Origin of the sequence: Nocardia sp. NPDC005825 (assembly GCF_040630175.1) — a bacterium.
GTDB lineage: Bacteria > Actinomycetota > Actinomycetes > Mycobacteriales > Mycobacteriaceae > Nocardia.
Genome location: NZ_JBEXXC010000012.1, coordinates 62,557 through 75,749 on the forward strand (window position 1 = coordinate 62,557; position 13,193 = coordinate 75,749).

The 13,193-nt window shown below is 68.9% G+C and carries 15 protein-coding genes and 1 pseudogene; 11 read left to right on the forward strand and 5 right to left on the reverse strand.

All coding sequences use genetic code 11. The annotated features are described in order from the left end of the window. Positions 1–7: 7 nt before the first annotated feature. Positions 8–634, forward strand: a complete 627-nt coding sequence (locus ABZ382_RS28125; protein WP_357094844.1) for a hypothetical protein — start codon at positions 8–10, stop codon at positions 632–634. A 14-nt stretch (positions 635–648) separates the two neighbouring features. Here the strand turns inward: ABZ382_RS28125 and ABZ382_RS28130 are convergent, their stop codons facing one another. Beyond that, positions 649–1,842: an alpha/beta fold hydrolase gene (locus ABZ382_RS28130; RefSeq protein WP_357094847.1), complete on the reverse strand. Its 1,194-nt coding sequence runs from the start codon at positions 1,840–1,842 to the stop codon at positions 649–651. 154 nt (positions 1,843–1,996) lie between these two features. Then, the gene (locus ABZ382_RS28135) at positions 1,997–2,464 is read right to left on the reverse strand and encodes a hypothetical protein (RefSeq protein ID WP_357094849.1); all 468 of its coding nucleotides are present in this window, start codon (positions 2,462–2,464) and stop codon (positions 1,997–1,999) included. Between the two features lie 273 nt (positions 2,465–2,737). Here ABZ382_RS28135 and ABZ382_RS28140 point away from each other — a divergent pair, with 273 nt between their 5' ends. The 5 genes and pseudogenes from ABZ382_RS28140 to ABZ382_RS28160 all read left to right on the forward strand — a co-directional run bounded on the left by ABZ382_RS28140 (position 2,738) and on the right by ABZ382_RS28160 (position 5,804). Beyond that, on the forward strand, positions 2,738–3,484 hold the full coding sequence (locus tag ABZ382_RS28140; RefSeq protein ID WP_357094851.1) for a helix-turn-helix domain-containing protein: 747 nt from the start codon (positions 2,738–2,740) through the stop codon (positions 3,482–3,484). Positions 3,485–3,537: 53 nt separating this feature from the next. Then, positions 3,538–3,960, forward strand: a complete 423-nt coding sequence (locus ABZ382_RS28145; RefSeq protein WP_357094854.1) for a VOC family protein — start codon at positions 3,538–3,540, stop codon at positions 3,958–3,960. A gap of 168 nt (positions 3,961–4,128) precedes the next feature. Further along, a pseudogene (locus ABZ382_RS28150) lies at positions 4,129–4,218 on the forward strand (TetR family transcriptional regulator); the annotation flags it as partial. A gap of 9 nt (positions 4,219–4,227) precedes the next feature. Further along, positions 4,228–4,671 (forward strand): TetR/AcrR family transcriptional regulator, encoded by a 444-nt coding sequence (locus tag ABZ382_RS28155; protein ID WP_357095284.1) that lies wholly within the window; start codon positions 4,228–4,230, stop codon positions 4,669–4,671. A 44-nt stretch (positions 4,672–4,715) separates the two neighbouring features. Beyond that, positions 4,716–5,804 (forward strand): FAD-dependent oxidoreductase, encoded by a 1,089-nt coding sequence (locus tag ABZ382_RS28160; protein WP_357094857.1) that lies wholly within the window; start codon positions 4,716–4,718, stop codon positions 5,802–5,804. A gap of 18 nt (positions 5,805–5,822) precedes the next feature. Here the strand turns inward: ABZ382_RS28160 and ABZ382_RS28165 are convergent, their stop codons facing one another. Further along, a complete protein-coding gene (locus ABZ382_RS28165; RefSeq protein ID WP_357094859.1) occupies positions 5,823–6,488 on the reverse strand; it encodes a TetR family transcriptional regulator in 666 nt (221 codons plus the stop codon). 106 nt (positions 6,489–6,594) lie between these two features. On the opposite strand from ABZ382_RS28165, the gene ABZ382_RS28170 reads away from it, so the two are divergent. The 4 genes from ABZ382_RS28170 (at position 6,595) to ABZ382_RS28185 (ending at position 10,196) form a co-directional block, all read left to right on the forward strand. Continuing rightward, entirely contained in the window at positions 6,595–7,407 is an 813-nt protein-coding gene (locus ABZ382_RS28170; protein ID WP_357094862.1) for an SDR family NAD(P)-dependent oxidoreductase, read from the forward strand. 2 nt (positions 7,408–7,409) lie between these two features. Beyond that, positions 7,410–8,243, forward strand: coding sequence for a TIGR03619 family F420-dependent LLM class oxidoreductase (locus ABZ382_RS28175; RefSeq protein WP_357095248.1), 834 nt, complete (start codon positions 7,410–7,412; stop codon positions 8,241–8,243). 13 nt (positions 8,244–8,256) lie between these two features. Then, the gene (locus tag ABZ382_RS28180; protein WP_357094865.1) at positions 8,257–8,751 is read left to right on the forward strand and encodes a nuclear transport factor 2 family protein; all 495 of its coding nucleotides are present in this window, start codon (positions 8,257–8,259) and stop codon (positions 8,749–8,751) included. 92 nt (positions 8,752–8,843) lie between these two features. Beyond that, entirely contained in the window at positions 8,844–10,196 is a 1,353-nt protein-coding gene (locus tag ABZ382_RS28185) for a TIGR03118 family protein (RefSeq protein ID WP_357094868.1), read from the forward strand. A 60-nt stretch (positions 10,197–10,256) separates the two neighbouring features. On the opposite strand, the gene ABZ382_RS28190 is transcribed toward ABZ382_RS28185, so the two are convergent. Together ABZ382_RS28190 and ABZ382_RS28195 are read right to left on the reverse strand one after the other, a co-directional pair. Continuing rightward, positions 10,257–10,907, reverse strand: coding sequence for a response regulator transcription factor (locus ABZ382_RS28190; RefSeq protein WP_357094871.1), 651 nt, complete (start codon positions 10,905–10,907; stop codon positions 10,257–10,259). Beyond that, a complete protein-coding gene (locus tag ABZ382_RS28195) occupies positions 10,904–12,073 on the reverse strand; it encodes a histidine kinase (protein WP_357094874.1) in 1,170 nt (389 codons plus the stop codon). The genes ABZ382_RS28190 and ABZ382_RS28195 overlap by 4 nt, the downstream gene beginning before the upstream one ends. Before the next feature lie 131 nt (positions 12,074–12,204). On the opposite strand from ABZ382_RS28195, the gene ABZ382_RS28200 reads away from it, so the two are divergent. Then, positions 12,205–13,191 carry an SDR family NAD(P)-dependent oxidoreductase gene (locus ABZ382_RS28200; RefSeq protein WP_357094877.1) on the forward strand — a complete coding sequence of 329 codons (987 nt, stop codon included), beginning with the start codon at positions 12,205–12,207 and terminating at the stop codon, positions 13,189–13,191. Positions 13,192–13,193: the final 2 nt, after the last annotated feature.

Consider the following 13,193-nt stretch of genomic DNA (forward strand, 5'->3'; position numbering starts at 1 on the left):
TCGCACCGTGGCTGTGGGACGGACCTATGGTGGGATGAGCGCCGACGAGCGTCGCGCCGATCGCCGGGTGCGGCTCGTCCGGGCCGCCCGTGAGCTGCTCGAATCCGGGGAGACCGCGCAGGTGACGGTGACCGCCGTGTGCCGGCGATCCAAGTTGACCGAGCGGTATTTCTACGAGAGCTTCACCGACCGGGACGCACTGCTCGGCGGCGTGTACGACGACTTCGCCGACGAATACATCCGCGTGGTGACCGCGAGGATGGCATCCGCCGGCGACCTGACCGAGCGGATCCACGCATCGGTGACCGTCGCGCCGGAGCTGGCCGAGACCTACCCCGGCATGCGGCACGTCCTGGGCCGCGACGCCGACGAAAGCGAAGCCGCCCGCGCCCGCGCCCACATCGCCCGCAAGATCCTCGACCTGTATCTGGCCAACCGGGCAATCCTGTTCCGCGACATGGACATCGACCCGCTCGACGCGGAACTGGTCATCCGGATCATGGTCGGCGGCGGCCTGGACCTGGCCTTCGCCTACTGCCAGGGCAAATTCGACGTCTCCGCCATCGAACTCGCCACTCGCACAGCCAAACTCCTGGAACCGCTCACCAAATCCCTGAGCTCCGGCCGGCGTTGATTCGGGCCGGCCGCCTACGGAACGGGGACCATTTCCGGATGCAGCAGGGTGGTCGGGGCCTGCGCGAGATCGTTGTAGCGGCCGAGCGCCGTATCGAAGAAGGTACGCAGGTAGCCGCGCTGCAGATCGAGTGAGTCGTGCGGGTCGATGGTGCCGACCATCGCGGTGACGAAATCGGCGGGCAGGATGCCGGCGGAAGCCAGGACAGGGGCGAGCAGCTGGTTGTCGCAGAACGAGTGATGCTGCGAGCCGTCGAGCCGGAATTCCAGTTTCGGCCCGCGATCGGCGGCCCAGAACTGCTGCCAGCTGGGGTCCTGGGCGCGCCCGTGATCGGTACCGCCGATCAGGACGAACGGGCGGTCCAATCCGTCGGTGAGCACCGAACCCCACAGCGAGCCATCCAGATCCACCCCGGCGGCGACGCGCCGATCATCATGCATCACCTGCGCCGCGGTCGCGCCACCGAGCGAATGCCCGAACATCGCGATCCTCGACAGATCGAGTATCCCGGTGAGATTCGCGGGCAGTGGATGCCCGTCGGCATCCGGGTCGGCGCCGGAACCGAGGTCGGCCAGCCGGTCCAGAACGAATCGTGTGTCGGCGACCCGGACGTCCATCGCCTGTCCGATCCGCGACTTGATCCGGTCGGGGTCCGTGGTCTCGGGCAGCACGCTCTTCTCGAGCCGGCCGCCGGGGAATTCGACCGCCAGCGATTCATAGGTGTGGCTCATGGCGACCACGACGAATCCGTGACTGGCGAGATCCTCGGCCTGCGCGGTACTGGCTTCCCGGGGCATGCTCAGCCCGGGCGAGAACAACACGACCGGTCGCCGCCCACCGGCGCTGTCCGCGGCCGCGTCGACCCGACCATGGCTGGGCGCGAACGCCCACGTCCCCGCGACAGGCGGACCGACCTCGGCCAGGCTGTCCGCGTAGGCCCGGGCGACCTGCTCGGAGAACCAGGGCCGCAACGGCATTGCCGCTCGATCGGCGGCGGGATACCAGATGCTGACCATCAACTCGCGCGCACGATCCGGGACATACGGATCGTGACGAGACGGATCGACCAGATGCAGATCCACGACGCCGATCGCATCGGCGCCGGTCGGCTCGGGCAGGGTGACGACCACCGATTCCTGTTGTGACGGCACCGGTTCGGCTCCGGCAGCGACGTCAACTGCGGACCACACCAGCAGCCCGGTCAACACGCACCGAAATATCCTGCCCAACAATATAATTCCCTCCCTGGCCTTGGCGTACTCGCCTTCGCGCAGCTCAGCCTAGCCGGGTTCCCCGCGGAGATGACGGACCCGCCGGCACGTGCGCGCCACCCGAGAAATGGCGAGTGAGCTACTCGCCGGTCTAGGCGCTGCCGGAGTTGAGGAACCGATCCAAGGGGCCGCAGCCGCTGGGCTGGGCGGGCGAGACGGGGGTGGTTCCCGCGGGTGCGGCCAGCACGTCGACGGCGAACGTCTGGGTGGTGTGGCCGTCGTTGGCGGTGAGAACGTGGTGACCTGCCGTCGAGGGGACCCAGTTCATTTTCGCGGTGTTGGCGACGGAATCGACATTGGCGACCGGCCTCGCCAAGCTGCCGCCGATGCACTGGCCCTCGTCGTAGAACATCACCCACGGCTGCCCGGCGGTCTCCCGGGTCGTCGCGACCAGTCCGTAGGACGATCCGACGTAATAGGTTTGACCGGTGGGGTAGATCGCGAGCGTGTGAACGGCGGCGGATGCGGCGGGTGCGCTGGTAGTGACAGCGGCAACCGTTGCGGCCAGTCCTGTTATGCCCCAGCCGATTCGGCGTCCGAGGCGAGTCTGTGTGGTCATCGTTCTCCTGGCTCTGGCTCCCCGGGATCTGGGGTCGCCGAACGCTACCGTTCGAACCGGATGACTCGCGTTCATTTCAGTATCTGGGTCTGCCCCGACTTTCAGGGGCGTCGGCACATGGTATCGCCCGGTGTCGTCGCCGAATGTCGGTGGTACCGAGTACAACTCGACAAGCACGGATGAATTGTCGAACGAAGGACACGGGGTGGTGGGCGCTGCTTCCAGTGGTTTCGGGTGCAGTCGCTGTCGGCTGCTGGTGCTAGGTTTTTGGCCGTGAGCTTCGAGCCGGCCGGTGGTGTCGAGCAGCGCGAGTCCGATTCCCCTTATGTGGAGCGGGTCTATCGGGCTGGGTCGGGCGCGGGGGCGGTTGCTTCGCGGATGCGGTCGGTGGCCAATTCGAATTGGGAGCTCGTCGTCTGGCGTGATGGTGGGGAGACGCACGTTTCGGTTCGCGGGCCGGAGACCGGTCCCACGGTGCTCGAGCTGGGTGCGGGGGCGGGCGAGACGCTCGGGATCATCTTCCGGCATGGTGCTTTTCTGGCGCCGATGCCGATGTCGGCGCTGGTGGACACGGCGGTGTCGAGTCCGCACGCCACGGCGCGCTCGTTCGTGCTGCAGGGCGAGGAGTGGGAGATTCCGGCCTACGACAACGCCGACGTTTTTGTGGACCGTCTGGTCCGGGCCGGACTGCTGGTGCGTGATCCGCTGGTCACCGATGTGCTGCGCGGTGATGCGACCACGTTGGTCACTCCGCGGTCGGTGCAGCGGCGGGTGGCGGCGGCGACCGGGCTGACGCAGGGAGCGATCCGGCAGATCGAGCGGGCAAGGCAGGCCGTGCTACTGCTGCAGCAGGGGATGCCGGCGATCGAGGTCGCGCAGCGGGCGGGTTACCACGATCAGCCGCATCTTGCGCGTTCGCTGACCCGGTTCATCGGTCGCACCGCTTCCCAGCTGCGGAGCGTCGACGATGACGAGATGCTGTCGCTTCTGTACAAGACCGAGGTCGAGGTGCGTCCCTAGGTTCGTGGTGTCGCCGGGAACACCGGCACACCGAACAGCTTTGGAGGCACGAAATGGCACTCACGCAGATCTACGTCAACCTGCCGGTCACCGACCTGGAGGCGAGCACGAAGGTGTACACGGCGATGGGAGGCACGATCAACCCGGACTTCACCGGGGATACCTCCGCCCAGGTCGTCTTCGCCGACGCGGTCGTGGTGCAGCTGATGACGCGCGAGACGTTCGCGACCTTCACCAAGCGAGACATCGCCGATGGTCCGATCGAGGTGATCAACGCGCTGGCTGCCGGATCGCGTGAAGAAGTCGACCGTCTCGCCGACGCGGCGCTGGCCGCGGGGGCCACCGAACCGCGGGAGGTCCAGGACTTGGGCTGGCTGTACAACCGGGCGATCGATGACCCGGACGGCCACTGCTGGGAGCTCCTGGCCTACGACGCGGGTGCTCCGAGCGAGGACGCCACGACCCTCGAGGGCTGACATCGGTGATGCCCGGTCACGGGCCTCAATTGCCGCAAACCGGATTCTCTCGATCGCGTCATAGTCGCCCGAGGCTTGACAGGTGACGCATAGTGGGGAAATCTACTGAACGTGTTCAGTGAACATGTTCAGTCTCGGGTCGAGGCGCGGGACGCGACGCGGCGGAAGGTGTTGGCGGCGGCTGAAAGGCTGTTCCGTGCACAGGGTTTCGCCGCGACGACGGTTCGGCAGATTGCCGCGGACGCCGGGGTCAGTGCGGGGTCGGTAATGGCGGTCGGGGACAAGGATGCCTTGCTGGTCGCGGTGTTCGACGAATGGATCGGGGCGGTTCATCGGGCTCGTGGCGAGGGTGGTGAACTGCCCGATTCGCCCGGCGAGGCCGTCATGGCGTTGTTCGAACCGTTCATCGTGTACTTCGCGCAGGATCCCGGGCTGTCTCGCGAGTACAGCTCGATCATCGTCCGTGGCACGCACGAATCGGCGATCTTCGCCGAGCTCGCGCTGGCGTTGGTCGCCGAAATCGAGAACGTGCTCGCGGGAACCGGATTGGATCGGGCGGAAGCCGCGCGGCGGGCGCGGATCGTGTACTTCGCCTATCTGGGCATCGTGATGACCGCGGGAAACCAGGCCGCCGTCGGCGGGTCGCCACTCGAACAACTGCGTGAGGTCATCAGCTTCGCGCTGAGCGGGACCGCGGACGGAAATCACTGACCGCGTATCGAATACGCGGTCCGGGTCGAACAGGGGAGAAACCGATGAAAATCGTCGTAGTAGGCGCCGGATATGCGGGAACCATCGCAGCGAACCGGTTGGCCAGGAGGGTGCGGGACGCGGAGATCACCGTGGTCAATCCGCGCGCGGAGTTCGTCGAGCGAGTTCGGTTGCACGAACAGATAGCCGGAACCGGAAGTGCGGCGACGCCTTTGACGGCGATGCTGCGGGACGGAATCACCCTGTGTGTCGGCGCGGTCGACAAAATCGGTGACGGCGTCCTCACCATGGGTGATGGTGGCGAACTCGGGTTCGACTACGCGGTGCTGGCGGTCGGCAGCACCGCGGTGGCGCCGGCGGGCGCGGTCCCGGTGGGCACCTGGGAGGGGGCGCGGCAGGCACGAAACCAGCTGGGACAGTTGACCGAGGGCAGCACGGTGACGGTTGTCGGCGGTGGATTGACGGGGATCGAGACCGCGAGCGAGATCGCCGCGGCATACCCGGGCCTGCGGGTCCGCCTGGTGGGCGCGGCCATCGGCGCGAGCTTGTCCCCGGGTGCGCAGCAGCGCGTGCTCGACGCCCTCGAACGGCTGGGGGTGGACCTCGTACGCGATACCGTCGTCGACGTGGACGCCGGTGGCGGTTCGATCACTCTCGGATCGGGTGGGTTGCTGGCATCGGAGCTCACGCTGTGGGCGATTGTGTCGGGTGTGCCCGACCTGGCGGCACGCAGCGGCCTGCCGGTGACCCGCGACGGTCGTGCGGTGGTCGACGAGTTCCTGCGCAGCGCAGGTGATCCGAGGATCTTCGTCGTCGGCGATTGCGCGGCTGTGCCGAACGCCCGATTCGCCTGTGCGACCGCCACACCGCAGGGTGCGCACGCGGCCACGACGCTGGCGCGGTTGATCGAGGGCCGGGCGCCGAAGCGCTTCTCCATGGGCTACACCGGCCAAGCGCTCAGCCTTGGGCGTCGAGACGGGGTCGTGCAAGCCTCGCGCCGCGACGACACTCCGCGCCGACTCCATGTCTCCGGACGCCTGGCCGCGTTCAGCAAGGAATTGATCAATCGGTACGCGAAATACGGCTCGCGCACAGCCCATTACGCTTGGCTGCCGGGTGCTGCGACGCGGTGAGAACGCGGTGACCGGTGCTCAGAAATCCGGTGCGGCGCTGCCGGTGTGCGGTTCGCGCCAGGGGGCCAGCAGGAGTTCGCAGGCTCGGTGGACGTCGGAGACGGCTTGGGGGGTGGTGAGGCGGCCGGCGATGGTCCAGGTGAGGATGCCGTAGGTGCACTGTTCGAGGAGGCGGGCCAGCCGGCGGTCCTCGTCGGTCGGGGCGGTGATGCCGGCGGCGGACAGGATGCGTTCGGGCATGACGTGGTCGGTTTCGAGGGCGGCTGCCACGGCGGCGTTCTGGGTCGGGTCGGCGGCGCGGAGGGCGTGGCCTTCGGCGCGGACCGCGTTCATCGAGACGATCATGGCGCGGGCCAGGTGGGGGTGGCGGAGGAGCTCGTCGACGGCGGCGGCCAGGAATTCGGCGGCGCCCGTGATCGGGTCGCCGGGAACGGCTGGGGGGTGGGGTAGTTCGCGGACCGCGCCGTCGAGGACGCCCGCGAACAGGTGGTGCTTGGAGGGGTAGTAGCGGTAGAGGGTGCCGAGCGCGACGCCCGCGGAGTGGGCCACCTCCGACATCTGGACACGTTCGAGACCGTGTTCGGCGCCGAGGCGGGCCGCGGAGCGGAGGATGGCGCGCTGGCGCTCCAGCTGCCGGGCCGTCGAGACGCGGCCGGGGGCCCGGGAGTCCTGGATGCGCGGCATGAATCCACCTTCTGTCGGAAAACTAGAATTCACTCTAGTTTTTCGGCGCGGAAGTTTGTAGAACTGGAAGGGTACCGAGTTCGATCTCACAGGTGAGGAAACAGCTATGAGCGGTGTGGACCCGCAGCGTTACGGGCCGTGGGCGGTCATCACCGGGGGATCGGAGGGGGTGGGGCGGGCGTTCGCGCTCGACTTGGCGGCGTCCGGGATCGGGCTGCTGCTGGTGGCTCGGCGGGCCGAACCCCTCGAGGCCACGGCCGCGGACTGCCGGGAGCTCGGGGTCGAGGTGCGGACCCTCGCGACCGATCTGACCGACCCCGCCGCCGTGGCGCGGATCGTGGCCGCGGTCGCGGACGTGGAGGTCGGGCTGCTGGTGCTCAATGCCGGGGCCAATACCCACAGCGCGCCGTTCGTCGACGGGGACCTCACCGCGTTCCAGCAGGTCATCGATCTGAACATCACCGCACCGCTCGGGCTGATCCACCACTTCGGGGCGCGGATGAAAACCCGTGGGCGGGGCGGGATCCTGATGGTCGGGTCGCTCGCGGGATATCTGGGGTCGCAGCATCACACCGTGTACGGCGGGGTGAAGGCGTTCGGGCGGATCTTCGCCGAAAGCCTGTGGCTCGAACTCGGCGAGTACGGGGTCGACGTCCTGGAACTGGTGCTCGGCGTGACGCGGACACCCGCCATGGAACGGGTCGGCCTCAACTTCGACGTGCCCGGCATGACGGTGTCCGAACCCGATGACGTGGCGCGCGAAGGACTTTCGAACCTCGGGCACGGGCCGGTCCACATCATGTCCGGCAACGAGGCCGGGGCCGCGCAGCGCAACGACCCGAATCGGGCGACCGCCGTGCTGCGCGCCGATCGCGGAATGCGCCGGCTCATGGGACTGCCCGAGCGGGTGGCGCGATGACCGTGCGGCTCGGACTGTCCACACCCATCGTCGTGCAGGTGCCGGGGATCGCGTCACCGTGGGAGGCCACGGCCGGGGCGGAGGAACTCACCCGGATCGCCAGGGCCGCAGACGAACTCGGGTTCGACCACCTCACCTGCGCCGACCACGTCGGGGTGCCCGCCGCGGCGGCCGCCGTGCGCGGTGCGACCTACTGGGATCCCCTCGCGACGCTGTCCTACCTGGCCGCGCACACCAGCCGGATCCGGCTCGCCACCTCGGTGCTCGTGCTCGGCTACCACCATCCGCTGGCGCTGGCCAAGAGCTACGGGACCCTCGACCGGCTGAGCAACGGCCGCGTCGTGCTCGGCGTCGGAGTCGGTTCTCTCGCGGAGGAGTTCGCGCTGCTCGGCGCGGCCTGGGAGGACCGGGGCGCACTCGCCGACGCGGCCCTGGCCCGACTGAAACGGGCCTGGGGCCGCCGGGAAGCCGAGGACTTCGTCATCGAACCCCATGCGATCGACCACGCCGTGCCGATCTGGGTCGGCGGCCGCACCCGCCGGTCCCTGCGCCGGGCGGTGACACTCGGCAGCGGGTGGGTGCCGTTCGGGCTGAAGGCCGAGCAGATCGCCGACCTGCTCGCCACCGTCACCGTCCCCGAGGGCTTCGACATCGTGCTCTCACCCGGCGCCCCGCTGGATCCGCAAGGCGACGAAGCGGATTCGCTGCGCAGGCTCACGGCATTGCGCGACGCGGGCGCCACCCACCTGACCTGCACCGTGCGCGCCACCGACGCCGGACACTACTGCGAGCAACTCGCCGCTCTCCGCGAGCTCGTCGACCGCCATCTCCTGTAGCGGAAGGACACCCATGACCGACGAACGTCTCACCGCCCTCGAAGCCCGGCTGCTGCGCCTCGAGGACGAGCTCGCCATCACCCGGCTGATCGCCTCCTACGGCCCGCTCGTGGACGCCGGGGTCGCCGACGAGGTCGCCGAATTGTGGACCGAGGACGGCGAATACGACGTCGAGGGCTGGCACATGCGCAGCCGCGACGACGTGCGCGCCATGGTCGACTCGACCGCGCATCAATCACTGATCGCGGCCGGATCGGCGCATTTCCTGGGCCCGGCGGCGGTCACCCTGAACGGCGACACCGCCGAAGCCGTGTGCGAGTCCCTGCTGATCCGCCACCGCGACGGCGAGTTCTTCGTCTGGCGCGCCGGGGCCAACCATTTCCGGCTCGCCCGCACCCCGCGAGGCTGGCGGATCACCAGCCGCGTCACCCGTGTTCTGGACGGTTCCGACACGGCTCGTGGACTGCTCCGCGCGCCCTGGACCGGCGCGAATATCACTTCCGAATAGAAATGAGGGTCCCCTAACGACAGGGCCGCTTCATCCAGTTATGGTTAGCGTCACCTAACGCCGATCCTGGGCGTTTCGTTGGAAGGACTGACATGAACGGACGAGCGAGCGGTACCCCGGGCCGCAAGACCCTGCTGCGGGTGTCCGCGCTGGGTGCCGCGCTGGTCGTGGCGGCGGCGTGCAGCAGCACGAAGTCGGACTCCGACGACGTCAAGGCCCTCGACGGCAACCATTACGCCCAGGTCAACATCGCCTCCAACAAGGCCTCCGACAAGGCGCAGTTCACCGACCCCAACTTCATCAACGCCTGGGGCATCGCGGACCGGCCCAAGGGCGCGGGCGGCCACTTCTGGGTCGGCGCGGGCGGCTACTCCTTCCAGTTCGTCGGTGACGTCACCAAGTCCCCGGACGCCAAGTACCAGAAGATGTTCCAGGACCCGCTCAAGCTGGTCACCATCCCCGGCGCGGACTCCATCCCGGACGACGACGGCGACGAGGGCGAGGGCAAGACCACCGGCGTCGTCTTCAACCCCGCGCCCATCACCTCCGACATCTTCCTGGTGAAGGACCAGCCCGTCAGCTACGACGGCAAGGACGAGAAGCTCACCGGCTCCGCGCGATTCATCTTCGCCACCGACTCCGGCAAGATCTCCGGCTGGACCGAGCTGGGCGCGGGCGGCGCGATCGTGCGCCACGACGGCCCGGCCGTGCTCGAATACGACGGCACCGCCCAGGGCATGAACTTCAAGGGCATCGCCCTCGACCCGTCCGGCACCAAGCTGCTGGCCGCCGACTTCGGCAAGGACCCGCAGGTCCGCACCTTCGACAAGGACTGGAAGCTGGTGCCCACCACCGGTTTCGCCAACCCCTTCGCCACCGGTGACGCCGTCGACCCGGCCGATGCCACCAAGGGCAAGAAGATCAAGGTCGGCGACCCGGCCCCGTTCAATGTCGCCACCATCGGCGACCGCGTGTTCGTCACCTACGCCATCACCGGCTCCGAGGGCGGTGACCCGAACAAGCTCAAGGTCGGCGAAGAGGACTCCCTCGACAAGGACCAGGAGAAGAAGGAAGGCAACAAGGCCAAGAAGGGCCAGGTCGCCGAATTCGACAAGACCGGCAAGCTGGTTCGCACCATCGACGCCGACGGCCGCCTCAACGCGCCGTGGGCCGTCGTCGTCGCCCCGCAGGGCTTCGGACCGCTCTCCGGCAAGCTGCTGATCGGCAACTTCGCCGGCGCCGGCCACATCCTCGCCCTCGACGACCAGTCCGGCAAGTTCGTCGACTACCTGCGCGACGCCGACGGCAAGCCCGCCGAGATCGACGGCCTGTGGGGTCTGATGTTCGGCAACGGTGAGAGCCTCGGCGACGCCGACGCGCTGTACTTCACCGCCGGGCCGAACTCCGAGAAGGAAGGCCTCTTCGGCAGCCTGCGGCTGAAGTAAGCCCCGAAACCTACGGGCCCCGAGCTGAACTCAGCTCGGGGCCCGAGCTTTGTCCGGGTCTCAGTGCGCGCCGTGGCGGAGGCCGTAGATGGCGAGGCGGACCCGGTTGGGGGAGCCGGTCTTCGCCATCAGGTTGGTGACGTGGGTTTTGACAGTGGTGACACCCAGGACCAGGCGTGCGGCTATCTCGGCATTGGACAGGCCCTCGGTGAGCAGGGCCAGCACATCCGCCTCACGACGGGTCAGCGTGAACAGCTCGGGGGGCGTGCCGAGTTCGCCGTCGGCGCGCGCGGCCACCGCCGATTCGACCAAGCGGTGCAGGACCTCCGGGGAGAACGGGCGCTCGCCGATCGCGGCGCGGCGGATGCCGTCGAGCAGGTCGGCGGGAGCGGCGTCCTTGACCAGGAATCCGCAGACTCCGGCTTCCAGCGCCGGATACAGGTGATCGTCGTCGTCGAAGGTGGTCAGGGCCAGCACCCGGGCGGACGGGCGGGCGGCCAGAATGCGTTCGGTCGCGCGGATTCCGTCCAGGCCGGGCATGCGCAAGTCCATCAGGATGACGTCGGGTGTGGTGTCCGCGGCCAGCCGCACGGCGTCCGAACCGCCGGAGGCCTCGCCGATCACCTCCAGGTCGTCGGCGGTGTGGCACAGCATGCGCAGGCCCGCGCGGACCAATTGCTGATCATCGACGATGAGTACGCGGATCGTCATGCGGCCGCGCCGATGCGCCGGGGTAGGCGGGCGGTGATCCGCCAGCCGGAACCGTTCGGTCCGGCGTCGAACAGGCCGTCGAGCAGCTCGACGCGTTCGCGCAGCCCGATCAGGCCGACCCCGCCGGGCAGCCGGGACGGGGCCGGTCGTGGAGAGCCGTTGTCCCGCAAGGTGAAATCGAGGTCGCCGGTCCTGTCGACGGAGATGGTCAACCACACGCTGGTCTCCGGTCCGGCATGCTTGACGGCATTCGACAGCCCTTCCTGGGTCAGGCGCAGCACGGTCAGTGCGCGTAGCGCGTCCACCACCGTGATGTCCTCGGACACAGTCGCGGTCACGGCCAGGCCGCCACGGCGGGCGCGTTCGACGGTCGCGGTGAGCGCGGCGGGCAGGTCCGCCGGGGCCAGGAAGGATGCGCCGTCACTCGCCGGATCGCGCAGGATCGTCACCAATTTCCGCAGATCGGTGAGGGTTTGCTTGCCGGAGGCGTGGATGTCGTCGAGGACCTCGAGGAGTACGGGCGGCGCGTCGGGCACCGCGTGGCGGGCGACTCCGACCCGCAGCACGGTCGAGGAGACGTGATGGGCGATCAGGTCGTGGAGCTCGCGGGCGATGGCGGTCCGCTCGGTCTCCCGGGCTGCGGCGATCTCGCCCTCCCGGCGCTGCTCGAGCACGTCCGCCTCCCGGGCGGACTGTTCGGCGCGGGCCCACGCCGCGCGCAGCAGACCGCCGATGAACAGCGGCAACACGGCCATCGCCACCGCGCGATACAGCATCACCGCTGTTCCGCCGACCGGATGCAGCAGGTAAGCGGCCCCCAAGGCGACCGCGGCCAGCCACGAGCGCCAGCCGCCACGGCGAGCGGTCAGCTCCGAGAGGGCGAAAGCCGCCGCGACCTTCGCGACAATCGGTCCGGTATGGCCGAATTCGAAGCCGAGGACCAGCAGCCCGGTCGTCAGCAAGGAGGCCACCATCGGGCGACGCACCCCGAGAGCTGTCGCCAGCACCGCGAGCAGGCCTGTCGCCCAGTCGAAGACAGTCGGCTGATCCCCGAGCAGCAGCAGACAACCGGCTGCCGACACCGCCAGCACGGCGAGGCGGACCGGCAGCATGCGCTCGCCGAGCAGCGATTCGGCACTTCGGGTGACGCCGGAGGAACCAACCACGTTCCCATGATGGCCCACGCGCGGGGCGCGCCGATTCCTCCGCAGGGAGGAGATCGTTCTCCGACCCCGGGCCGTTCGGAGAGGCCCGAGGTCGGATCCCTCGCGCCGGTTCGGCGGCGAGGGTGAAAGGCATGAGCCTCAACGACAATCCGACAAACGACGCCACGAAGACGGGCACGTCCGATGATCCGGCGGCGCAGTCACCACGCGGTGCCAGCCGCCGTCGGGTCCTGGGCGCGGTGGCCGGGGGACTGGTGGCCGGCGCGGCCGCGGGGGTCGCGAGCGGAGTCGCGCTCGCGGCCGACGCGAATCCGCCACACCTGCGGCCCTCGGCGCGACGGTTCGAGAACAAGGTCGTCGTGATCACCGGAGCGACCTCCGGGATCGGCGCCGCCGCGGCCCGCCTGTTCGCCGCCGAGGGCGCGCGCGTCGCGTTCTGCGGACGCCGCGTCGACCGGGGCCGCGCCGTCGAGCGCGAGATCCGCTCGGCGGGAGGCGAAGCCACCTACATCCACGCCGACGTGCTGATCGAATCCGACGTCCGCGACTTCGTCGACGCCGCCGTGCAGCGCTACGGCGGACTCGATGTCGCGTTCAACAATGCGGGCATCACCATCCAGAAGCCCCTGCACGAGTACTCCGCCGACGAGTTCGACCGCGTCGTGAACACCAACCTGCGCGGCAGCTTCCTGGCCATGAAATACGAAATCCCGCACCTGATTCGGCGCGGCGGCGGAACGATCGTGGTCACCGCGTCGAGCAATGCGCTGGCCACCGATTCCGGCCGCGCCGCCTACACGGCGAGCAAACGAGGTCTCGTCGGCCTGGTCCAATCCGCGGCACTGGACTACGCGGGTAACGGGATTCGCGTCAACGCCCTGGTCCCGGGCACCACGGACACCGACCTCGTCCGCACTGCGAGCCCGATCGGCCACCTACCCGACGACGCGTACCGGGTCGCCATGAAGCAGTGGGCGGCATCGAATGTCCCCGGCCTGGGCAGGCTCGCCACGCCGGAGGAGATCGCGGCCTTCGCGCTGACCCTGGCCTCGCCCGAGTTCCCCTATCTCACGGGTGCGCAACTGGTGATCGACGGCGGAAAGACAGCGCACGCTTGATG